This window comes from Muriicola sp. E247 (genome assembly GCF_041358175.1).
In the GTDB taxonomy this organism is placed as follows: domain Bacteria; phylum Bacteroidota; class Bacteroidia; order Flavobacteriales; family Flavobacteriaceae; genus Muriicola.
In genome coordinates this window covers 656,978-679,707 of record NZ_JBGKBE010000001.1, presented here as the reverse complement: position 1 = coordinate 679,707, position 22,730 = coordinate 656,978, and the positions used below count along the sequence as shown (strand labels likewise).

General features: G+C 42.9%; 16 protein-coding genes. 11 read left to right on the top strand and 5 right to left on the bottom strand.

Going from position 1 to position 22,730, the window contains the following annotated elements; all coding sequences use genetic code 11:
• Positions 1-5: 5 nt before the first annotated feature.
• On the top strand, positions 6-1,145 hold the full coding sequence (locus ACA086_RS03005; protein ID WP_371001869.1) for an efflux RND transporter periplasmic adaptor subunit: 1,140 nt from the start codon (positions 6-8) through the stop codon (positions 1,143-1,145).
• Positions 1,146-1,152: 7 nt separating this feature from the next.
• Here the strand turns inward: ACA086_RS03005 and ACA086_RS03000 are convergent, their stop codons facing one another.
• Both ACA086_RS03000 and ACA086_RS02995 read right to left on the bottom strand, forming a co-directional pair.
• Positions 1,153-1,968 carry a ZIP family metal transporter gene (locus tag ACA086_RS03000; protein WP_371001868.1) on the bottom strand — a complete coding sequence of 272 codons (816 nt, stop codon included), beginning with the start codon at positions 1,966-1,968 and terminating at the stop codon, positions 1,153-1,155.
• Positions 1,969-1,979: 11 nt separating this feature from the next.
• The gene (locus tag ACA086_RS02995; RefSeq protein WP_371001962.1) at positions 1,980-2,627 is read right to left on the bottom strand and encodes a metal-dependent transcriptional regulator; all 648 of its coding nucleotides are present in this window, start codon (positions 2,625-2,627) and stop codon (positions 1,980-1,982) included.
• A 78-nt stretch (positions 2,628-2,705) separates the two neighbouring features.
• Here ACA086_RS02995 and ACA086_RS02990 point away from each other — a divergent pair, with 78 nt between their 5' ends.
• Positions 2,706-4,997, top strand: a complete 2,292-nt coding sequence (locus ACA086_RS02990) for a TonB-dependent receptor domain-containing protein (protein WP_371001867.1) — start codon at positions 2,706-2,708, stop codon at positions 4,995-4,997.
• A 58-nt stretch (positions 4,998-5,055) separates the two neighbouring features.
• Complete coding sequence (locus ACA086_RS02985) at positions 5,056-6,231, top strand: lycopene cyclase family protein (protein ID WP_371001866.1); 1,176 nt, start codon at positions 5,056-5,058, stop codon at positions 6,229-6,231.
• 9 nt (positions 6,232-6,240) lie between these two features.
• On the opposite strand, the gene ACA086_RS02980 is transcribed toward ACA086_RS02985, so the two are convergent.
• Positions 6,241-7,215: a polyprenyl synthetase family protein gene (locus tag ACA086_RS02980; RefSeq protein ID WP_371001865.1), complete on the bottom strand. Its 975-nt coding sequence runs from the start codon at positions 7,213-7,215 to the stop codon at positions 6,241-6,243.
• A gap of 158 nt (positions 7,216-7,373) precedes the next feature.
• Here ACA086_RS02980 and ACA086_RS02975 point away from each other — a divergent pair, with 158 nt between their 5' ends.
• From ACA086_RS02975 to ACA086_RS02960, 4 genes are read left to right on the top strand one after another with little or no spacing between them, the layout of a single operon-like run.
• On the top strand, positions 7,374-7,979 hold the full coding sequence (locus ACA086_RS02975) for a TetR/AcrR family transcriptional regulator (protein WP_371001864.1): 606 nt from the start codon (positions 7,374-7,376) through the stop codon (positions 7,977-7,979).
• Positions 7,980-9,314, top strand: a complete 1,335-nt coding sequence (locus ACA086_RS02970) for a TolC family protein (protein ID WP_371001863.1) — start codon at positions 7,980-7,982, stop codon at positions 9,312-9,314.
• Between the two features lie 26 nt (positions 9,315-9,340).
• The gene (locus ACA086_RS02965; protein WP_371001862.1) at positions 9,341-10,510 is read left to right on the top strand and encodes an efflux RND transporter periplasmic adaptor subunit; all 1,170 of its coding nucleotides are present in this window, start codon (positions 9,341-9,343) and stop codon (positions 10,508-10,510) included.
• Positions 10,511-10,518: 8 nt separating this feature from the next.
• Positions 10,519-14,019, top strand: a complete 3,501-nt coding sequence (locus ACA086_RS02960) for an efflux RND transporter permease subunit (RefSeq protein WP_371001861.1) — start codon at positions 10,519-10,521, stop codon at positions 14,017-14,019.
• Between the two features lie 55 nt (positions 14,020-14,074).
• Here the strand turns inward: ACA086_RS02960 and ACA086_RS02955 are convergent, their stop codons facing one another.
• Entirely contained in the window at positions 14,075-15,394 is a 1,320-nt protein-coding gene (locus ACA086_RS02955; protein WP_371001860.1) for a RagB/SusD family nutrient uptake outer membrane protein, read from the bottom strand.
• Positions 15,395-15,404: 10 nt separating this feature from the next.
• Entirely contained in the window at positions 15,405-18,326 is a 2,922-nt protein-coding gene (locus ACA086_RS02950; RefSeq protein WP_371001859.1) for a SusC/RagA family TonB-linked outer membrane protein, read from the bottom strand.
• 180 nt (positions 18,327-18,506) lie between these two features.
• On the opposite strand from ACA086_RS02950, the gene aspS reads away from it, so the two are divergent.
• From aspS to ACA086_RS02930, 4 genes are all read left to right on the top strand, one after another.
• Entirely contained in the window at positions 18,507-20,258 is a 1,752-nt protein-coding gene (aspS, locus tag ACA086_RS02945; RefSeq protein WP_371001858.1) for an aspartate--tRNA ligase, read from the top strand.
• Positions 20,259-20,348: 90 nt separating this feature from the next.
• A complete protein-coding gene (locus ACA086_RS02940) occupies positions 20,349-22,133 on the top strand; it encodes a chloride channel protein (RefSeq protein WP_371001857.1) in 1,785 nt (594 codons plus the stop codon).
• Position 22,134: 1 nt separating this feature from the next.
• Complete coding sequence (locus tag ACA086_RS02935) at positions 22,135-22,398, top strand: hypothetical protein (RefSeq protein WP_371001856.1); 264 nt, start codon at positions 22,135-22,137, stop codon at positions 22,396-22,398.
• Between the two features lie 90 nt (positions 22,399-22,488).
• A complete protein-coding gene (locus tag ACA086_RS02930) occupies positions 22,489-22,683 on the top strand; it encodes a cold-shock protein (protein ID WP_369747735.1) in 195 nt (64 codons plus the stop codon).
• Positions 22,684-22,730: the final 47 nt, after the last annotated feature.

Sequence of the window (22,730 nt, the reverse complement as noted above, 5' to 3'; positions counted from 1 at the left end):
AGACTATGGTACTTAAAGTATATAAAATTACCCCCCTGTTGATCCTTTTATTCCTGTTCGCATGCAGAAATAATACAGAGGAAAAAGAATCGAGTGATACAAAAGAAGATTTGACTATCACAGTCTCAAAAGAACAGTTTCAGGCTTCAGAAATGGCACTTGGCCAAATAGAGATCAAGCCTTTCCCTGCCCTTATACAGGCAACAGGTATGATTGAAGTCCCTCCACAGAACAAAGCTGTAGTCAGTGCTCTTATGGGTGGGTATATCAAAGAGACGCCCTTGCTTATAGGAGATATGGTTAAGAAAGGACAAGTATTGCTTACACTTGAAAATCCTGAGTTTATTACCCTCCAGCAGAATTATCTGGAAGCCAAACAACAACTCGGATTTTTGCAGGCCGAATTTCAACGCCAGAAACAATTAATGGAAGAAAACATCACTTCGCAAAAGAATTTCCTGAAAGCAGAAAGCGATTACAAAGGAAAACTGGCCCTTTACAATGGCCTGAGGCAAAAATTGATCATGCTCAATATTCCTATTTCCCAGGTTGAAGCAGGAAACATAAGGTCGGTTCTAAACATTTATGCTCCTATTTCGGGCAGCGTAACCAAGATGCATGTTTCAAAAGGAATGTATGTCTCTCCGGCAGATGAAATTCTGGAAATCACAGATAATGACCATATCCACCTCGAATTACAGGTTTTTGAAAAAGACATCATGGCCTTAAAAATAGGGCAGAATATAGTATTTACTATCCCTGAGGCATCTAGTGACAACTTTGGAGCTGAAGTATATCTGATCGGCACACATATTGAGGAAAACAGAACAGTACGGGTCCACGCACATTTAAAAGATGAAGAAGACCATCGATTTCTTACCGGGATGTTCGTGGAGGCTAAGATAGAAACCTCTGAGGCACAAAAACCTGCATTACCTACCGAAGCTCTGGCTGAAATTGACAATGTAGTTTATGCATTGAAATTGATTTCGGAGGATCAGGACAAGTATGTATTTGAGCAGCTAAGGGTAGAAAGCGAGTATCGTCACGAAGGTTATTCGGCAGTTGAACTTACCGCAGCAAAAGATAAAGAAGCTACTTTTTTGGTGAAAGGGGCGTTTTCGCTTATCGCTTCCGAATTTTAACTAGGGGTTAGCCGAGGCCAACATCTAAAGCCATCATGATAATAAAACCGCCTATAAACCCCATGGTAGCGATATCGGTGTATTTGTCGAGCTGAGTTTCAGGGATCACTTCCTCAACAACTACAAAGATCATTGCGCCTGCGGCAAAGGAAAGGGCATAAGGTAATATCGGTTGAAATGTTAGTACAGCCCATGCTCCCAGAACAGCAGCTATAGGCTCCACAATGGCGGATGCCTGCCCGTAGGCGAAACTCTTAAACCTGCTCAGGCCCTGTCTTCGAAGGGGCATTGCAACCGCAAAACCTTCAGGGAAATTTTGAAGACCAATCCCCAGAGCAAGAGCTACTGCCCCGCCAATATTGGCACCTTCAAATCCTGCTGCAACTCCTCCGAATAATACCCCAACCGCCAAACCTTCCGGAATATTATGTAAGGTTATTGCCAGGGTGAGCAAGGTCGTCCTGTGCCAGGGAGTTTTAATCCCTTCCGGTTTCTTAAAGTTAATATGAACATGAGGCAATATTTTATCGAGTCCGTATATAAAAGCCGCACCTAACAAAAATCCTACAGCTGCAGGAATGACCTTTTCAAATCCTTCCCCGGGACTCATTTCTATTCCGGGCGCCAGAAGACTCCAGAAACTTGCAGCGACCATCACACCCCCGGTGAATCCCAGCATTCCGTCTAAAAGAGCCCTGTTCATCGATTTAAATAAAAAAACAAGGGAAGCCCCCAGGGCAGTAAGCCCCCAGGTAAACAAAGTGGCATAGAACGCAGCCAAAACGGGATTAATTGATTCGAAATAAGAAATTACCTGTTCCATTATAATTCCAGTTAAGTGACAATTAAATTAGAAGCTATCACATGGGAAAGATGAAGTTTCCGGTTCCCTATTTGTACGTGTACCGAATTGTCAAAATCTTCCTTTTCCAGGATACGTATTTTATCTCCCAGAGCAATCTGGTTCTTATCCAGATATCGCAAGAAGGATGAGGAAGAATCCTTCACGCCTATACAGATACAACTACTGTCGGTGTCCAGATTACTCAGGAGTTTAGACTGGCGTGGTTCCAGTTCTCCATTCTTGTCAGGAATCGGATCTCCATGAGGATCTACTTTGGGAAAAGCGAGAAATCGATCGAGTTCATCGATCAGTTTTTCACTTTGGATATGCTCGAGCTGTTCTGCGATCTCATGTACCTCATCCCAGTTAAAATTCAGTTTTTCCACAAGAAATGTTTCCCACAGCCGGTGCTTTCTAATTACGGAAAGGGCTTTCTGCTTTCCATCTGAGGTAAGCGATACACCCTGGTATCTCTTGTAGTTCAACAGACCCTTATCAGCCAATTTCTTTACCATATCTGTTACTGAAGAAGGCTTGGTCTGCATCTCTTCAGCAATTGCATTGGTAGATATCACCCCGGTTTTGGATTTTCCAAGATGATAAATGGCCTTTAAGTAATTTTCTTCAGATTGGGTCATTTCTTTTGTCCTCGAACAAAAATACATTTTTATTTGTAAAAACATATTTTTAGATTTGTCTAAATTTTAGATACTCCCATGAGGTACCATTGGCCATCAAAGTATTTGTTCCTCTTTTCCTTTCTGCTCTGCATATATTTTCAGGGACATAGTCAGGAATCGAGTATCTACGGTACTATATACGCTGAGAATGAGCCTGTTCCCTTTGTAAATATTCGATTAAAAAATACAAATATCGGGACCTCAGGTACGGCGGATGGCACTTATATACTTGAGAATTTGCAGCCCGGAAAATATCAACTCATGGCCTCAGCAATAGGTTTTGAAGGGTTTAGAACAGAAGTAATCTTATCAGAGAACGAGAATCTCAAGCTCGATATTGAACTCATTCCCTCTGTAGAAAATCTCGATGATATTGTAGTGAGTGGCACTTTAAAACCGGTGCGCCGACTGGCAAGTCCGGTTCCTGTAGAAGTTTATTCCCCCGCTTTTCTCAGTAAAAATCCAACCCCGAATGTCTTTGAAGCCCTGGCCAATGTCAACGGGGTAAGGCCTCAGGTAAATTGCAATGTATGTAATACCGGAGATATACACATCAATGGTTTAGAAGGGCCTTATACCTTAGTCCTTATTGACGGCATGCCCATTATCAGTGGCCTGGGAACCGTTTACGGCTTGTCGGGTATTCCTAACTCCCTGATTTCCCAGGTTGAAGTAGTTAAAGGTCCCGCCTCTTCTCTATATGGAAGTGAGGCGGTAGGCGGACTCATCAATGTAATCACAAAACATCCTCCGGAAGCGCCTGAACTGGAAGCAGATGGATTTATGACCGGCTGGGGAGAATACAACCTGGATGTAGGCTCTAAAATTGCCCTTGGAGATAAGACTACCCTGTTGTTGGGATTAAACTATTTCAATTACAACATCCCTATTGATAACAATAACGACAATTTTACAGACGTCACCCTTCAAAACCGGATTTCCCTATTTCAAAAATGGAATTTCCAGCGTTCTAACCAACGGATGTTTTCCCTTGCGGGAAGGTACCTGTACGAAGATAGATGGGGAGGTGAAATGCAGTGGACCCCTGAGTTCAGAGGAGGAGATCAGATCTATGGGGAAAGTATCTACACCAACAGATGGGAAGTACTGGGAAAATACCAGTTACCGTTTGATGAACCCCTGATGCTCTCCTTCTCCTATACGAATCACAATCAGAATTCGGTATACGGTACTACCACATATCTGGCTGATCAGCGAATCGGATTTGGTCAACTTACCTGGGGACCGACATTCAAATCACACGACTTGCTATTAGGCACCTCCCTTCGTTACAATTATTACGATGACAATACTCCTGCCACGTCAAATGTAAATCAGACTGAGCCTGATAAGGTATGGATTCCCAGCTTGTTTGCACAGGATCAGATAAGCCTTGGAGAAGATCATTCATTGCTATTAGGATCAAGACTTGATTTCGACCAAAGGCATGGCGTTATTTTTACCCCCAGGCTAGCCTACAAATGGAAACTTTCAGATTCTGATATGTTCAGATTAAATGCCGGTACAGGATTCAGGGTAGTTAATTTATTTACCGAAGACCACGCGGCATTAACCGGTGCCAGAGAGGTGGTAATTGCCGAAGCGCTTGATCCTGAACGATCTTACAATGTAAATCTGAATTATTCAAAAAAAATATACAGTTTTAACGGACTGTACCTCAATCTGGATACCTCAGCGTTTTACACTTATTTTACAAACAGGATCATCCCGGATTACGAAACGAATACAGATCAGATCATTTATGACAATCTCGATGGTAATTCTATATCCAGGGGAATAAGTGCGAATATCGACCTGGCACTACCCAACGGACTAAAATTTTTAGTAGGAGGAACACTTATGGATGTGACCAGCACTGAAAACGGGATAAAAACCAGGCAGCTCCTTACCGAACAATTTACAGGTACCTGGAGTGTTTCATACAACATTAGATCCATCGACCTGGCACTGGATTATACCGGCAACCTCTATGGCCCCATGCGTCTCCCCCTTCTGGGAGAGTTGGATCCGCGGAGTGAATATTCCCCTAGCTGGAGTATTCAGAATATCCAATTCACTTACTCGGGACTAAAGGGATTTGAGATATATGGTGGCATTAAAAATATACTCGACTGGACGCCTGCTAAAAGTGCACCGTTTATAATCGCCAGAGCAAATGATCCATTTGATAAAAATGTGACATATGACTCCAATGGAAACGTGGTAGCCACGCCTGATAACCCTTATGCCCTTACCTTCGATCCTACCTATGTCTATGGGCCCAACCAGGGAATCCGTGCCTTTGCCGGATTGCGATACCGCCTGTAATAATCGAGGCCAGATCAATACTTCCAATATTCGTACCTTAGCAATTCTTCAGTAATCTATGACAGAATACGACTTCATCATCATTGGAGCCGGGGCAGCCGGCCTTATGCTGGCAGATGGATTGGGAAAAGACCCCGCCTTTAAAGACAAATCAATTCTCCTATTAGATAAAGACCATAAAACCCGAAACGATCGCACCTGGTGTATTTGGGAAAAAGGAACTGGTCCATTTGATGAATTTATTCATAAGGAATGGAAGAAGATTTACTTTGCAGGAAAAAAACACAAAGAGTCGTACCACATCGCACCATATTCTTACAAGATGATCAAAGGGATAGATTTTTATTCGCATTACTTAGCACGAATAAAGTCATATTCCAACATCACCTTTACACAGGCAAGGGTATTAGATATAGAAGAGAATTCAGATGGAAGGGTTGTGGTTAAAACGGACCAGGAAAATTTCAGTACAGCACAAATATTCAACAGTTGGTTTAGTTATGACAACTTCAGGGAAAATGCAAAATATCCTATCCTACAACAACATTTTATAGGCTGGTTTGTTCAGACGGAGCAAGCCGTATTTAATTCCGACCAGGCTACATTTATGGACTTTTCGGTTGCACAAAAGGGCAATACACGATTTATGTATGTCTTGCCGTTCAGTGAGAAAGAAGCACTTGTTGAATACACCATGTTTTCTTCACATCTTCTGGAGGATAAGGAATATGAAGGGGCTATTAAGGAATATATGGTAAATGAATTTAAATGTTCAGATTTCAGGATCATTGAAAAAGAAAAAGGAAGTATTCCAATGACCTGCTATGATTTTACACAACACAACACCCAAAGGGTTTTCCATATCGGAACGGCAGGTGGATGGAGCAAACCTAGTACGGGATATACCTTTAATAATACTGCCAAAAAAACTGAAGAACTGATTGCATATCTCAAAACCGGGAATTCTCTGGAAAACTTTCAGAAGAAAAATCGCTTTTGGTACTACGACCTGTTTCTGCTCAATATATTGTACAGAAATAATGAATTGGGACATTCTATATTCGAATCCCTTTTTAAAAAACGGAGACCTCAGCTCATCTTTAAATTCCTAGATGAAGAAACTAAGTGGTATGAGGATATCTATATCATGATGGCTCCAAATCCCATTCCATTTGTCAAATCACTGGGAAGGCATATTTTCTGGGCCATTAGTGGAAAAAAGAAATGGTGGTAGTTGTTTTCTCTACACCTTTCTGCCCATCAGATCACGACCAAAACTCAGGAGTATATCTTTTTTTTCCTGACTAATATCCAGCTGATTCAGGAACTCGAACGCCTTGTTTGTGTAATGCGCAATTGCCTGCTTTGTTTCCTCTGACGCTCCGGATTCATCATAGATTTCCATGACCCGCCTGATCTTCTTCTCTGTATTCCTGGGTTGAATTGAAAACAGGTCTTTTAACTCGCGTACCTGATTTGTATCTCCTTTTTCAAGTGCTTTGAGGTAGAGGTAGGTCTTTTTATTTTCAATTATATCCCCTCCTGTTTGCTTTCCAAAGGTCTTAGGATCTCCGAATACATCGAGGTAATCATCCTGTAACTGAAAAGCTATTCCCAGATAAAGACCAAAATTATAGATCTTATCCTGATCAGCTTCTGAAGCCCCTGAGGTAATCGCTCCCATTTTCATGGCCGTTCCTACCAGAACCGCGGTTTTAAACCTGATCATTTTTAAATAATCTGATACACTTACTTCTTCCAGGGTCTCGAAATCAATATCATATTGCTGCCCTTCACAGACCTCCATGGCTGTCTTACTAAAAAGCACCGTCAATTCCTTAAATACTTCAGGGGGATACGTTTCAAGGAAGCGATAAGCCTCAATCAGCATGGCATCTCCGGAAAGGATCCCGGTGTTGATATCCCATTTCTTATGTACCGTAATTTTACCGCGCCTCAGTGGAGCCGCATCCATTATATCGTCGTGAATCAAGGAGAAATTGTGGAAATACTCTACAGCCATGGCAGCTTTAAAAGCATCCTTTGTCTCTCCCCCAAAGAGATCGGCAGAAAGTAAGGTAAGCACTGGTCTCAATCGTTTTCCGCCAAGCTTCAGAATATAAAACATCGGATCGTACAAGGATCTGGGTTCCCGATCCCCAATACTCGAACTGAGGTATTCCTCAAACTGATCCCTGTAGAATGCTACAGATTGCATAGTCAATTTTTTTCAAAAATAGAAGAAATCAGAACATGCCTGCCTCCCTTGTGCTGAAAAACGAAATTAATTTCAAATTGACGGTTTGTGTTAAATTATTGTAAAACTTTGGAAACTTTTATTGTTTTTAAAGTTTCCAAATTTATATTTGCCCCCTCATGAGAGAAAAAATATTAAATAAAGCAACCGACCTGTTCCTGTCCCTGGGGTTTAAAAGCGTCACTATGGACGACCTGGCTCATGAAATGGGCATCTCTAAAAAGACTATTTATTCTCATTTTGACAATAAAACCAAGTTGGTTGAGGCCTGTACACTTGAACTATTCAATACTGTTTCACAAGGGATAGACGGCATCTGCAGCCTGCAGAAGAATCCGATTGAAGAACTCTATGAGATCAAGAAATTTGCAATGAAGCACCTTAAAGATGAAAAGGCCTCTCCCCAATTCCAATTGCAAAAATACTATCCTAAAATTCATAAAACGCTCAGAATGAAGCAATTTGAGCTTATGCAAAACTGTGTCGTGGATAATGTAAAAAGAGGGATAGACATGGGAATTTATCGTTCGTCATTGAATATTAATTTTATTGCGAGAATTTATTTTTCAGGAGTAACCAGTATAAAAGATCACACCCTTTTCCCTGAAGATGAATTCCCTCAATCGCAGCTGATGGACGACTATCTGGAATACCACCTCAGGGGAATCGTTACCCCCCAGGGAAGAAAAATATTAAATGAAATTATTCACTCAAATCAAAAATAAATGAAACTCACTCGTTTATTTATAATGCTGATAGTCTTGTCCTACTCGGGATTCTCCCAGGATGAACCCACTTCCTTTACTCTGAGCGAAGCCATTGCTTTTGCCTTAGAAAACAATTACAGTGCGCTCAATGCCGACAGGGATATTGTAGACGCCCGTAAACAAAAATGGGAAACCATAGCGTCAGGACTACCTCAGATTACAGGAGATGTAAGCTATCAGAATTTTCTAAAACAACCTGTTTCTCTGATCCCCGCCGAGTTTGTCGGGGGTGATCCAGGTGATTTTGTGCCCATTGTATTTGGACAACCCCAACAGGCGACGGCGACTGCCACACTTAGGCAGCAGGTATTTGATGGTTCCTATATTGTAGGAGTTCAGGCTACAAAGGCCTTTTTGAGTTACAGCCAAAACAACAAGGAAAAAACAGCACAGGAAGTGCGCAAGGCCGTGGTTGAAGCCTATGGGAACGTATTACTGGCCAAGGAATCAGTGGGTATCCTTAGAAATAATCTGGATGCACTAAACGACAACTTGTACGAAACACAGAAACTATATGAGAACGGATTGGCAGAGGAAGAAAGTGTAGAACAGCTACAGATCACATTTTCCACGGTTGAGAGTCAGTTGAATAATGCCATGCGCCTGGAAAAAATTACACTTCAGATGCTGAATCTGGTCATGGGTCTTCCCCTGGATGCACCCACACAATTGTCCGAAGATCTCAATGACCTCGCACAGGCCTATGTAGACCCCACCATTTTAGATGCCCCGTTTATCATGGAAAATAATGTAGATTTTAAACTTGTGAATAATCTCAATGAGCAGCGTTATTACGAGTTGAAGCTCGCTAAAAGCAGGGCATTGCCTACTTTAAATGCCTTTTTAAATTACGGTTCCACTGCCTTCAGCGATTCCTTCACTTTTTTTGACAGTGAACAACAATGGTTCGATTCCTCTATTTTAGGATTCGACTTAAGTATCCCGATTTTTAGTTCTCTGAAACGTAGTGCCAGTACACAGCGCGCAAAAATAGCCCTGGAAAAAGCTAAGACCCAACTCAAAGAAACACAGGAACAAATCAGACTACAGCTGGAAAAAGCAAAAAGCGATTATCAGCTGGCTGTTGAACAATACAATACCACTCAGGAAAACCTGAATCTGGCTGAGCGCATTGAAAGAAAAAATCAAATTAAATACAAAGAAGGGATCGCCAGTAGTTTTGAACTCAGGCAAGCCCAGACTCAGCTATACAGTGCGCAACAAGAATATCTGCAATCAATGGTAGATGTAATCAATGCCAAAACCGAATTAGAAGTAATCGCAAACAACTAAGAACAGATCTTTAATCCATAACCAAAATGAAAACTAGTATATCAATCCTGACACTCTTTTTCCTGCTCCTGTCGTGCGGGGAAAGCCAGAATGACTCTCTTGATTCCCTTATCAGCAGTGGAGATCTGGAACAAATACGATCGAGAAAATTGAGCCTTTCAGAAGAAGTGAAGTCGTTGAACGAACAGGTCAGTAAACTCGACTCCGTAATAGCAATTCTGGATGCTGACACCAGGTTTCCCCTGGTAAATACCTATGAGGTTAATCCACAGAATTTTGAACATTATTTAGACTTGCAGGGAAATGTAGCCACCAAGCAAAATGTTTTGATTTATCCAGAGATGGCGGGAAGTCTGGAAAGGGTTTATGTCAAAGAAGGTGACAGAGTTGTAAAAGGACAGTTACTCGGAAAAATAAATGATGGAGGATTGGCCAATCAGCTGGAACAGTTGAGAGCCCAGGCGGCACTTGCAGAGACCACCTACCAACGTCAGAAAAGACTTTGGGAGCAGAATATCGGTTCAGAAATACAATACCTCCAGGCAAAAACCTCCTACGAAGCCATCGCAAATAATGTGCAACAGGTTGAACAACAATTGGGAAAATCATCTATCAGAGCTCCTTTTTCCGGGATTATTGACGATGTGATCAAAGATCAGGGTACCGTGGTTTCGCCAGGACCGGGCTCTGAAATTTTCAGAATTGTGAACCTCAGCAACATGTATATCAACGTAGATGTACCCGAAACCTATGTGGGCAGTGTGGCAGAAGGCACTAAAGCTCAGGTTTACTTCCCCGTCCTGGGAGATTCTGTTCAGACCAGCATCAGGCAGGCTGGTAATTTTATAAATCCAAACAACCGCTCTTTTAGTGTAGAGATCCCGGTTCCAAACACCAAAGGCAGAATAAAACCCAATTTAACGGCAAGGGTAATGATCAACGACTACAGCAATGCGGATGCCCTGCTGGTTCCACAAAGTGTCATCTCCGAAAATGCAGAAGGAGAACAATATGTTTTTATAGTGGATAATCCCGACGAAGAAATGAAGGGTACTGCCAAAAAGAGAGTAGTCACTACCGGGAAAACTCAAGGCAGGTATGTAGAAATCCTGAGTGGACTTCAGCAGGGAAATCTGATTATTCAGGAGGGAGCCAGAAGCGTAAAGGATAACCAAGACGTTCAAATCATTAAGTAGGAATTACAATGAGCAGACAAAAAAAGAACGCCGATAAGGAATTCAGGTTCTCTTCCTGGGCAATTGACAACCCATCTGTGGTCTATGTGATGATTGCAATCTTTCTCTATTTAGGGTATACGTCCTATATGGAGCTTCCCAGGGAAGATTTTCCTGAAGTAGTAGAGACCAAGGTTTATATCAGTACTCCTTATCCAGGGAATACCGCTGAGGATGTAGAAAGATTAATCACCGATCCCCTTGAAGACCGCATTAAAAATGTGAGTAATCTGGTTGAACTCACATCAACATCTCAAGAGGATTACAGTATTATCACTGCTGAATTTGATGAGGATATTTCAGTTGAGGAAGCCAAACAAAAGGTAAAGGATGAAGTAGATGTGGAAAAAGCCAGCGAGGACTGGCCATTGTTTAACGGAGCAAAGGTAGAACCCAATATTTTCGACCTGAATCTCGCTGAACAAATCCCCATAATCAATATCAACTTCACCGGGGATTATCCGGTTGAAAAATTGAAGGAATATGCCGAATATCTGGAAGAGAAAATAGAAGACCTCCCTCAGGTCAAAGAAGTCGATATTCGGGGCGCACAGGAAAAAGAAGTGGAGGTGGCCGTGGATGTCTATAAAATGATGGCTGCCAAAGTGAGTTTCCAGGATGTACTACAGGCTATTTCCAATGGAAATATGACCATGTCTGCCGGCAACCTCAAAACCACTAATCAAAGAAGGACGATCCGAATTCTCGGGGAAATAGAAAATCCATCAGATCTGAACAACTTTGTGGTTAAATCTGAAAATGGTGCCATTTACCTCAAGGACATCGCTAAAGTTTCATTTGATGAAAAGGACAAAACCACCTTTGCAAGGGAATTCGGCGATAATGTGGTAATGTTGGATGTAAAAAAGAGATCCGGGCGGAATACCATTGAAGCGATCAACGATATTAAGCAACTCGTAAGAGAAGCTGAGGATAATTATTATCCAAAAGACCTTACCCTTACCCTGGCTAACGATTCCTCGAGCAGAACGCTGGGACAGGTAGACGACCTTGTAAATAACATCATATTCGGGATTATTCTCGTAGTGACAGTGCTGATGTTCTTCCTGGGATTCAGAAATGCACTATTCGTTGGCTTTGCAATTCCCATGTCCATGTTTATGTCCTTTGTGATCCTGTCATTCCTGGGCTATACCCTCAATACGATGATCCTCTTCGGTCTTATTATGGGACTGGGTATGCTGGTGGATAACGGGGTTGTCGTCGTAGAGAATGTCTACCGCCTTATGGAACAGGAGGGCATGTCGAGAATTGAAGCTGCCAAGAAAGGAATAGGAGAAATCGCCTTCCCCATTATTGTTTCTACCCTTACTACAGTAGCGGCCTTTGTCCCCCTCGGATTATGGCCAGGAATATTCGGGCAGTTTATGATTTACTTCCCGATTACCCTCTCTGTGGTTCTGGGGTCGTCGCTCTTTGTCGCCATATTTATGAATTCCATGCTGGTTTCGCGCTTTATGGAAGTAGGGGAAAAAGAACTTACCCGAAAGCAACTGATCAGGACCAGTTCAATCCTTACGGGAATTGGTGTTTTTATCCTCATCTTCGGAGGTAGTTTGCGAGGCCTTGGCAGTGTTATGATCTTAACGGCCATACTATTCTGGGCGTACAAATACGGCATAAAAAAATGGTCAAAAAAGTTTCAGAGTACGGCCTTGGTTAGGTTTGAAAATTTCTACGAGCGGCAAATTAAGTTTTCGCTAAGGGGGAAAAATGTCTATTGGTTTTCAGTAATAACTGTATTGTTGCTTATCGGCACCATCATGCTCTTCGGACTGTCCCTGGGGAGTGGCCGTACGAAGGTAGAGTTCTTTCCAGACAATACCCCAAACGAGGTTAATGTATACATAGAGTACCCTCAGGGAACGGCGATTGAAAAGACCAATGAACTAACCAAAGCCATTGAGGACCGGGTTTACGCCATTGCCAACAAGCCCAAATACACCGATGGAGATTATAATTTTCTCATATCCTCAGGAGTTTCACAGGTAGGCGAAGGAGCAGGAAATCCATATACAGATGGTGGCTCTTCCGCAGAAATGCCCCACAGGGGTAAAATTACCCTGTCTATGAGGGAATTTAAATATCGGAATGGGATCGATTCCGAAGGACTTAGAAAAGACATCCAGGACAACCTCATTGGGATTTATCCGGGCGTATCTATTTCCGTTGAAAAAGATGCGGTAGGACCCCCATCGGGCTATCCCATCAATATAGAATTGGAAGGAAAAGACTACGATGTGCTCATCAATACTGCTGAAAACATCCGAAATTTTATCAATCGGAAAAATATTGCAGGAATAGAAGAACTAAAGATTGATGTCAATAAGGGTAAGCCCTCTATGAACGTTGAAGTCGACAGGGAAAAAGCCGGGGAGCTCGGCGTCAGTGTTGGTCAGGTAGGACAGCAATTACGAAGATCTCTCTTCGGTGAAAAGGCCGGGGTATATAAACTGAATGGGGAAGATTACGATATCAATGTCCGCTTTAAAGAAGACCTGAGATATGATAAAAGTGCCCTGTTTAATCAGAATATCATCTTCAGGGATCAGGCTACAGGCCAGATCAGGGAGATTCCTGTTTCTGCCGTGGCTAGTCAGAAAAATACTTCCTCCTTTAGTGCTATCAAACACAGGGATAATAAACGGGTGGTAACAGTTTATTCCGGATTAAAACCCGGCTTTTCCGACGCAGGAGCCATAGTAGCGGAAATTCAGAAAGAAATGGAAAATTTTGAAGATCTGCCTGCAGATGTACAACTCGACTTTACCGGTCAGATCGAAGAGCAGAATAAGCAGATGCAATTTCTGGTGGGTGCTTTCTTTTCGGGACTGGGTCTTATCATGCTGATCCTGATTTTCCAGTTTGGAGGAATTTCCAAACCAGCCATCATTATGACGGCTATTTTCCTGAGTTTTATCGGGGTTTTTGGAGGGTTGATGCTCACAGGATGGCCTTTTGTGATTATGATGACCATGATGGGAATTATCGCGCTGGCAGGAATTGTGGTGAATAATGGAGTGGTTCTCTTAGATTATACCCAGATACTTATCGATCGTAAAAAAGTTGCCCTGGGTATAGATGATTACAACCTGCTTCCGCTCGAACATGTAACAGAGGCCATTGTAAAAGGAGGGAAAGCCAGGTTACGACCTGTAATCCTTACGGCAGTTACTACCGTTCTTGGTTTGATACCGCTTGCTGTGGGATTAAATATCGATTTCTTCTCCTTATTTTCCACCGGAGATCCCAGAATATATGTAGGAGGTGATAATGTGATTTTCTGGGGGCCATTGGCCTGGACCGTTATATTCGGTCTGATCATCGCTACCTTCCTTACGTTGATCATTGTCCCGGTATTGTTTAATATCACCTATCGGATTAAATTATTTTTTCAGAAAGACAAGAAGGCCGATCTGAAAAAGATCGATGCTGATATCGCCGCCTGATCAAATAAAAAAGGCCGCCCATCGGGGCGGCCTTTTCATTGATAATCAGATCAGTTTATTCATTTTCCGATAAAGGCACCGGTAAGGTATTAAATACTTGATCTCCTGCTCTGTCGATAGGCAAGGTATTGGAAAGGTTATACCTTCTCAGATCAAACATCCTGTGATTTTCGCACCAGAGAGAATAGCGTCTCTGATTCAACATCTCTGTGGTTAATGCCTCTGCAGTCAATGCCCCGGTATAAACGGGTAAAGAAGCAGAGTTTCTGATGACATTAATCGCATCTTCCGCTTCAAACAGATCGTTGGCCAAAATATTAGCCTCGGCATATACAAGAACCAATTCCTCATTCCGCAACATATCTATAGGAGAAATATTTGATGCGTACAAGGCCGTTTGGTAATCTCCTGAAAGTCCGTCCTGAGTTGTAGGATTAGCTCGAATCAGCGTTTTGCTATCAACTCGGGTATCACCAGCTTCAGCATCGGCAATAAACGAAGGATGTACAATGATCTGGTCTCCGTTATTATCCGGAATCTTAAAGAGCCCATTGGTAAAGTCCCCACTATCCAGACTATAAACATGCTTGGGTCCGATAGTCAGGTCGCCAGCTAGATCAAAATAGGAATTAGAAAGAGCCGTTAAGGCTGCATTTCCGTCCCCGGCATACACAGCGGCAACAGCAGCTACTGCTCTGTTGAATTCTGCGAAGCCACTGGGAGTATCAAACCCTGAGAAGCCTGCAAGGGGAAAAGCGAATTCTGCCCCCGCTCCATTCAGGTCGGTCAATGCTTCATCCAGCAAGGCTCTTACGGCCGTCAGGGCCGCATCAAATTCCAGAATAGGTCCAAGATTGTCCGGATCGGCCACGTCGATACGTGCGCGGTTGTACGACTTTAATACTTCGATAAGCTCAAAGGCTATTATGGTCTTGGCATACCCTCTATATCCCGCTTTCTGAGTGTCGGTTACCTGCTCTGTATTCTCTACAGATTCCAAAAGAATATTTGCATTCTTGATAGAAACGTAACGCCCACCCCAGGGAGCAGTAGAATAAAAGGAGTTATTATCCAGGGAAATCCCATTTGCGCCAAGTAAATCCTGGGTGTTTCTGGGATCTGCATCAAAGAGATACAATTCTCTTGCCATAGTTCCCGAACCCGTTGTCTGGATAGCCAGCGAATTACGCATAGCCGATTCTACCCCTACAACAAGGTTATTGAGCTGGTTTTGAGAAGCATCGGTAAGGACCCCGGCCAGACTGGGTCTGTTGGGATCTACTTGTTCATCAAAAGAACAAGCGGTGATTACAGCACCAAAGAGTATCAAAAGTGCTAAACCTCCTATTGCTTTATATTTATGTATGATTTTCATTGCTATTTTTTTAGAAGTTAACATTTAAATGAAAGTAAAACTGCTTGGTACTTGGGAATGGTGTAACCTCTATCCCTGAAGACAAGCCGGCACCTCCATTGGTGGAAGTTTCCGGGTCGTAGCTGCTGTAATCTGTAATGGTGAATATATTTCTACCCGATACTCCCAGCTTTATTCCTGTAACCGCATCTCCGAAGAAGGCAAGGGCGCTTGAAGGCAATCTGTAATAAACTGCCGCTTCCCTTAGTCTTAAGTATCCTGCCGGTTCTACAAACCTTACCGCAGCAATAGGAGAAGCATTTCGAGCTATACCCTCAGGGGTATCTAGATCCGGAGTAGTGCCCCCAAGGTCTGTAAGTAGTCTGGACAGATTGAGGTTATCTCCACCTTTTTTCCATTGTAAAAGGAAGGATACATCAAACTGCTTGGCGATGGTAAAATTATTGAAAAATCCCATCTGAAAGTCGGGTTCAACATTTCCTATCTGGGTAGGTACTCCATTAACATTACCTGCCAACTGAGTAACCGGCTTTCCTTCTTCAATGTAGAAGGTTCCAAGGCCCAGACCAAATCCTGCTCCTGGTTGAGGAAAGGCAGGTACATCCAACCTTGTCACTTCAGAACGGTTAAACCACCAGTTGATATTTGAACTCCAGAAGAAATTCTCATTCTGAACAGGGTTAACAGTTATACCTACTTCTAACCCTTCGTTCTTTAAGTCGGCTAGATTTGTCGTTTCCGAACCAAAGCCTGTTGAAGTGGGCAGAACCCTACTCAAAAGAAGATCACTTACAACCCTGTTGTAATAAGAAACTTCCAGATTTACCTTATTAAAAAGTCCGGCATCAAAACCTACCTCAAATTCTGAGGAAGTTTCTGGTTCTATATCCGGATCCCCTTTTAATGCAGAGATTGAAGAACCTCCAATTCCACCTACAGAAACCTGATTTAGCCCTGTAAATGCAGAACCAAAAGCTCCTGAAGATCCTGTTTCTCCGTATGCTGCTCTAATTTTTAATCTTTGGAAAACTCCATCCGACCAAAAATCGAAGTTATGTAGGTTCACCGCCAGCGATGCCTTTGGGAAACCGTAAAACTTGTTGGGGTCTCCGTTGAGGGTCGACTTGTCAAACCTGTACCCTACGGTACCGATCAACTGATCCTGATAATTTCCTTCAACCTGAGCAAAATACCCAAATTCCTTAACCGTTGAAGTGGTCTGGGTGATGGCTTGAGCAGAACCCTGACTTAGGTTGGTCTGACCTGGAATTAATTGTGTCGACTGGTTAAAGATCAGATCGGCCTGTTGTTCCAGATAGGAAATACCTGCCTGGGAAGTAAGGGCCAGATCACCTCCCATCGCATTGCGATTCCAGACCGCAATTCCCTGATAGTTGAAATTGGTAAAGTTATTCTTCCCTACTCCGATAAATCCATTTTGATTTCCTCTTTGTGCCTGATGAGTCTCAGGAACGTACACAAAGGTTTCGTTTGCCAGAAAATCAGCCCCTCCATTGAAGATCAGTTTAACAGCGTCATCTCCTGTATTTAAAAGATTGGTGGTTAACTTAATCCCCTGTATAAAACGGTTGTTTTTATCTTCATTCACGGCCTGATCCCTCACGAAAATGGGATTTCCTGAATAGTTAGGGTTATCCGGATAAGCCCCAGTATCATCCGGGAACAAATTGATCCATGGTCTGGTGAATGCCAGGGTATACCCATAACTCAGACCTCCCTCATTCTCATTTCCTGTAAAACTCCTGCTTGAGCTACTCCTCACATAATTGGAAGAAGCCGAAAAGCTAAACGTATTTGAAATTGTATGGTCAACATTAGCTCTTAGAGAAAAACGATTAAAGCCGGTGTTTTTAATAATACCTTCCTCATCCCTGTAAGAAGCGCCCACATAGAACTTGGTTTTTTCATCACCTCCACTTGCGCTAATACGCGTATCGGTAATTAATCCTGTTTCTCCGTAAATGATGTCTTCATAATCAAAAAGTCCGCCACTAGCAATGGCCTGGTTGTACAGGTCAACCTCAGCTGCACCGAATGTATCTTCTACACTTTGGGCAGTCCAGGGCCTTAGTCCCAGTTTATTTATAATAGTATTAAACCCAGTGTCCTGGCTAAACTTAACTTCAGTTTTTCCCTGGCTTCCCCTTTTGGTGGTGATAATCACAACCCCGGCATTCGCCCGAGTTCCGTAGATGGCAGCCGCAGAAGCACCTTTAAGTACTTCTATGTTCTGGATGTCATTAGGATCCAGGTCGGCTATACGGTTGGCTGAGTTTTCTTCATTTCCCCTGTTGGCACCGGAGGCAAAACGCAGTCCGGAAGGAATTTCCGCATTATTCACATACACCCCGTCTACGATATAGAGAGGTTGGTTATTTCCGTTGATGGATGAGATTCCCCTGAGTCTCAAGGCAAATCCCCCACCGGGAGCCCCTGAAGAAGAGGTAATATTCACCCCGGTAAGTTTCCCGTAAAGTGCCCCATCTAAGGTGGTCTGTGCAGTAGTCCCTACAAGTTCTTCATTAGACACAGTAGCCACGGCATTCGCCAGATTACTACGTTTGATGGAAGTTCCCAGACCAGTAACGACCACTTCATCAAGTCCGGTTGCGGATTCTCCGAGCGATACATTTAAAGTAGTAGGTCCTTCTACTGTCACCTCCTTGGTCTCATACCCTAGAGATGAAAAAACCAGGGTAGCAGGAAAATTGGCTACGCTGATTGAGTAGTTCCCGTCGAAGTCGGAAATAGCCCCCTGAGAGGTTCCTTTGACTACGACATTTACCCCCGCCAGAGGGTCTCCGTAATTGGAATCTGTAATATTCCCGCTAACCGTCCCCTGCGAAAACCCTAATATGGGTAAGGCGAGAAACAACCATAGGAATGTCTTTCCAAGTGATTTTTGTTTCATGTTAATTAAGTTTTGAGTTAGATTATTGATATTCCAAGGTAAGGAAGATATTATAATTACAAAATCTTATAATAATTTCTTTTGAATTCAGGGGATAAAATTATCCCTAAAATACAATCATAAATTGGGGGTTCAACGCATTACTTCTTACATTTGCCGCAGCTAAAATTCAGATTTTCAATGTATAGAACTCATACTTGCGGAGAGTTAAGAGGAAAGGATGTTAAGACTGATGTTGTCCTGAGCGGATGGGTACAAAAAGTACGGGATAAAGGATTTGTGGTCTGGGTTGATCTAAGAGACCGATACGGCATTACCCAATTGGTCTTTGATGAAGAAAGGACACCGGCAAAACTACTGGCCGAAGCCAGGAAACTGGGCCGCGAATTTGTCATCCAGGTAAAGGGAGAGGTCATTGAGAGGACCTCTAAAAACCCGCAACTCGGAACAGGCGATATAGAAATCCTAGTTAAGGAATTATCTGTACTTAATCCCGCATTACTCCCTCCTTTTACGATTGAAGATGAAACCGATGGCGGTACAGATCTCAGGATGAAATACAGATATCTCGACATTCGTAGAAATCCTGTAAAAGACAAGCTTATTTTCCGGAGTAAGGTTACCATGGAGGTGAGGAAATACCTTTCTGAACATGGATTTATCGAGGTGGAGACACCTTATCTGATCAAATCAACCCCGGAGGGGGCACGCGATTTTGTAGTCCCCAGCAGAATGAACCAAGGTGAATTCTATGCCTTACCCCAATCCCCTCAAACCTTTAAGCAACTGCTGATGGTTGGAGGGCTCGACAAATATTTCCAGATAGTGAAGTGTTTCCGGGATGAAGATCTGAGAGCCGACAGACAGCCTGAATTTACGCAGATCGATTGCGAAATGGCCTTTGTGGAACAGGAAGATATCCTTAATGCCTTTGAAGGTCTCACTCGCCATTTGCTCAAAGAGATAAGAGGGGTGGAAGTAGATACCTTTCCCCGGATGACCTATGATGAGGCCATGAAAACATATGGTAATGACAAACCGGATATCAGGTTTGATATGCGATTTGCAGAACTGAATACCCTCGCGCAACACAGGGAATTCAACGTATTTAATTCAGCAGAATTAGTCGTTGGAATTGCAGTTCCCGGAGGGGCCTCCTTTACCAGAAAAGAAATTGATGGTATCATCGACTGGCTTAAACGTCCTCAGGTGGGAGCGAAAGGCATGGTTTACGTTAAGTGCAATGAAGATGGAAGCTTTAAGTCGTCAGTAGACAAATTCTACGAACAATCAGATCTTCAAAAATGGGCAGAGGCAACAGGCGCTAAGGCCGGAGACCTTATTTGCGTACTTTCCGGCGACATCGATACTACACGTACCCAGCTCAGTGCCCTGCGAATGGAAATGGCAGAAAGGCTGGGTTTGAGAAATCCATCCGAATTTGCTCCCTTATGGGTTATTGATTTCCCCTTGTTGGAAAAAGATGAGGAAACAGGGGATTATCACGCCATGCACCATCCCTTCACCTCCCCTAAACCAGGACAGCTCGAATTGCTCGATACCGATCCTGATGCGGTAAGGGCCAACGCTTATGACCTGGTCCTTAACGGAAATGAAATTGGCGGTGGGTCTATCAGGATCCACGATAAAAAAGTGCAGAGTATCATGTTCAGGCACCTCGGATTTTCAGAGGAGGAAGCGAAAGCACAGTTTGGATTTTTAATGGAAGCTTTCCAGTACGGTGCGCCTCCCCATGGGGGTATTGCCTTTGGTCTTGACAGGCTGGTGGCTATTCTCGGAGGGCAGGAAACGATCCGGGATTTTATCGCCTTCCCCAAGAACAATAGTGGCAGGGATGTCATGATTGACGCCCCCGCACCTATTGATAATGCACAGCTGATCGAATTGAACCTGCGTCTGAGAGAGGAGTAAAAATTGCTTTTTTAGTTTAAAAAGCTCTAATGGGCAGGGTTGGTGTAACGAGGCTGTGAATTGTCATACATTTGATGTTTAATTTCCATAATGCAAAGACAGATCAAAATTCTGTTCGCCAGGTTTTATCGCTGGAGGTATAAAAATATCTCCAATAAGACCTTTATCCATATCATGAGTGTAGTGGTTGGTCTGTTAGCCGGATTGGCTGCAGTGACCCTTAAAAATACCACCTACTTTATCGAATCACTCGTAGAGGAAGGCATCACCTTTACCAGTACTCAGCTCTATTTTATAAGCCCCATTATTGGCCTTACCCTCGTATATCTCTATGTAAAATATGTGCATAGAGAGAAACTCGAACATGCTATTTCTTCTATCCTTCTGGCAATGTCAAAGAAGAAGGGCATTATCACCATAAAAAAAATCTACACTCCCCTGATAACGGCCCCTCTCACAGTTGGCTTCGGGGGTTCTGTCGGACTTTTAGGTCCTGCCGTGGCATCGGGTTCTGCCCTGAGTTCAAATCTATCCAGATTCCTGCATATCAATGCCAAAACGCGCTCCTTGCTTATAGCCTGCGCTTCAGCCGGAGCCATAGCCTCCATTTTTCAGTCCCCCATTGCGGCAATTATCTTTGCAGTGGAGGTATTTAGCCTCGACCTTACCATGCTCTCTTTGCTGCCTTTGCTCTTTGCTTCCATTTCTGGCGTACTCACCTCTTATTTCTTCCTGGGTGACGAAACCCTTTTCAATTTTAATGTCACCGAAAAATTTGAGATCAGGGATACGCTTTTTTATATTCTACTGGGCGTGGGAACGGCCTTTGCCTCCATTTACTTTACGAGGATGTACTTCGGCATCCTTGAATTCTTTAAACGATTTAAAAGTCCAAAATACAAGTTGTTGGTTGGGGGTATCGCAATTGGGATCATGTTATATTTCATCCCTCCTCTTTACGGGGAAGGATTCGGGTTTATCAACCATTTACTGGATGGTAATTCACTGGAAGCACTTGGTAAAACCCCATTTGATAAATATACTTCCAACATATGGGTTGTCATTGCCCTGCTTTTTGGGATCACCATCTTTAAAGCGGTGGCTATGACCACTACTTTTGCCGCAGGAGGTGCAGGAGGGATATTTATCCCAACTATGGTGATGGGAAGTGCCCTGGGAAATGTAGTCGCAAAAGTGATCAACAATATTGGCATCGGATTTACGGTAAGTGAGAGTAATTTTACGTTGATAGGCATGGCCGGCCTGATCGCAGGGGTATTACACGCACCCCTGACAGCCATTTTTCTTATCGCTGAGATTACAGGTGGATATGAGCTTTTTGTTCCCCTGATGATCACCTCGGCCATCTCATATCTCATAACAAAGAATGCTATGGACCATACCATTTACACCCGTGAACTTGCAAAAGCCGGAGCATTGATCACTCATGATAAAGACCAGACCGTTCTTACCCTGATGCATTTAGACGATGTGATTGAAAAAGGATTTAAAACCGTCAATCAGGATATGACCCTTGGGGAAATGTTGCATCAGTCGGTCGCTAAATCAACACGGAATATTTTCCCCGTAGTCAACAAAGGAGGTATACTGGTAGGGATTGTTTTGCTGGATGATGTTCGTGATTTTATGTTTGATACCAGTCTTTACGACAAACTTTTTGTTGAAACACTAATGCACAAAGCCCCGGAACATATTTTTTATGAAACCGACACTATGCAGGCGGTCATGAAAAAATTTCAGGACAGTAGCGCATGGAATTTACCCGTTATCAAAGATGGAAAATATTACGGTTTTGTCTCAAAATCTAAACTTTTGACGGCATACAGACGCAAACTGATTAATTTTACAAAATAGGATGCTTATAAAGACTAAATATATCATCACAGCCATTGTTCTTCTCTCCCTGGGAGCCATCATCTACGGTTTTATCATCGTGGGAGAACAACCTGCAACAGGCAACAAATATATAGGCTTTGGGACGGTTGGTTTGTTCCTTATCGCCATGCCACTCTTCCTTCTGAAAGAAAGCAAGGGGAAGAATGTAAAGGATTATATGCTGAACGAAGAGAACATCAGAAAAATGCGAGATATTGAAGAAAAAAAGACCAAAAAACGCTAATAATCAGGCAATTTCTCCTCATTCCATTACGGCTTCTGCCCAAAATTCCATATTTTAGTATTACACATATTATTTATTAATCTTAATTGGATGACTGGAACAGTAAAATTTTTCAATGAATCTAAAGGTTATGGATTCATTACGAACGACGAAACCGGAAAGGACATCTTTGTTCACGCTACCGCCCTTAACGGAGTGGAACTGAACGAAGGAGACAAAGTAGAATACGAGGAAGAAGAAGGGAGAAAAGGAATGGTTGCCGCCCAGGTACAGGTGGTCAACTGATATATTTTATTTTGAAAGAAACAGAACACCCGTATAAAACGGGTGTT

Excerpts from the sequence above, each read along its gene's own strand:
- ACA086_RS02965 (WP_371001862.1), top strand. The coding sequence starts at position 9,341 with ATGAAAACTAGTATATCAATCCTGACACTCTTTTTCCTGCTCCTGTCG.
- ACA086_RS02985 (WP_371001866.1), top strand. The coding sequence starts at position 5,056 with ATGACAGAATACGACTTCATCATCATTGGAGCCGGGGCAGCCGGCCTT.
- ACA086_RS02935 (WP_371001856.1), top strand. The coding sequence starts at position 22,135 with ATGCTTATAAAGACTAAATATATCATCACAGCCATTGTTCTTCTCTCC.
- ACA086_RS03005 (WP_371001869.1), top strand. The coding sequence starts at position 6 with ATGGTACTTAAAGTATATAAAATTACCCCCCTGTTGATCCTTTTATTC.
- ACA086_RS02995 (WP_371001962.1), bottom strand. The coding sequence starts at position 2,627 with ATGACCCAATCTGAAGAAAATTACTTAAAGGCCATTTATCATCTTGGA.
- ACA086_RS02950 (WP_371001859.1), bottom strand. The coding sequence starts at position 18,326 with ATGAAACAAAAATCACTTGGAAAGACATTCCTATGGTTGTTTCTCGCC.
- ACA086_RS02975 (WP_371001864.1), top strand. The coding sequence starts at position 7,374 with ATGAGAGAAAAAATATTAAATAAAGCAACCGACCTGTTCCTGTCCCTG.
- ACA086_RS02940 (WP_371001857.1), top strand. The coding sequence starts at position 20,349 with ATGCAAAGACAGATCAAAATTCTGTTCGCCAGGTTTTATCGCTGGAGG.
- ACA086_RS03000 (WP_371001868.1), bottom strand. The coding sequence starts at position 1,968 with ATGGAACAGGTAATTTCTTATTTCGAATCAATTAATCCCGTTTTGGCT.
- aspS (WP_371001858.1), top strand. The coding sequence starts at position 18,507 with ATGTATAGAACTCATACTTGCGGAGAGTTAAGAGGAAAGGATGTTAAG.
- ACA086_RS02980 (WP_371001865.1), bottom strand. The coding sequence starts at position 7,215 with ATGCAATCTGTAGCATTCTACAGGGATCAGTTTGAGGAATACCTCAGT.
- ACA086_RS02930 (WP_369747735.1), top strand. The coding sequence starts at position 22,489 with ATGACTGGAACAGTAAAATTTTTCAATGAATCTAAAGGTTATGGATTC.
- ACA086_RS02990 (WP_371001867.1), top strand. The coding sequence starts at position 2,706 with ATGAGGTACCATTGGCCATCAAAGTATTTGTTCCTCTTTTCCTTTCTG.
- ACA086_RS02960 (WP_371001861.1), top strand. The coding sequence starts at position 10,519 with ATGAGCAGACAAAAAAAGAACGCCGATAAGGAATTCAGGTTCTCTTCC.
- ACA086_RS02955 (WP_371001860.1), bottom strand. The coding sequence starts at position 15,394 with ATGAAAATCATACATAAATATAAAGCAATAGGAGGTTTAGCACTTTTG.
- ACA086_RS02970 (WP_371001863.1), top strand. The coding sequence starts at position 7,980 with ATGAAACTCACTCGTTTATTTATAATGCTGATAGTCTTGTCCTACTCG.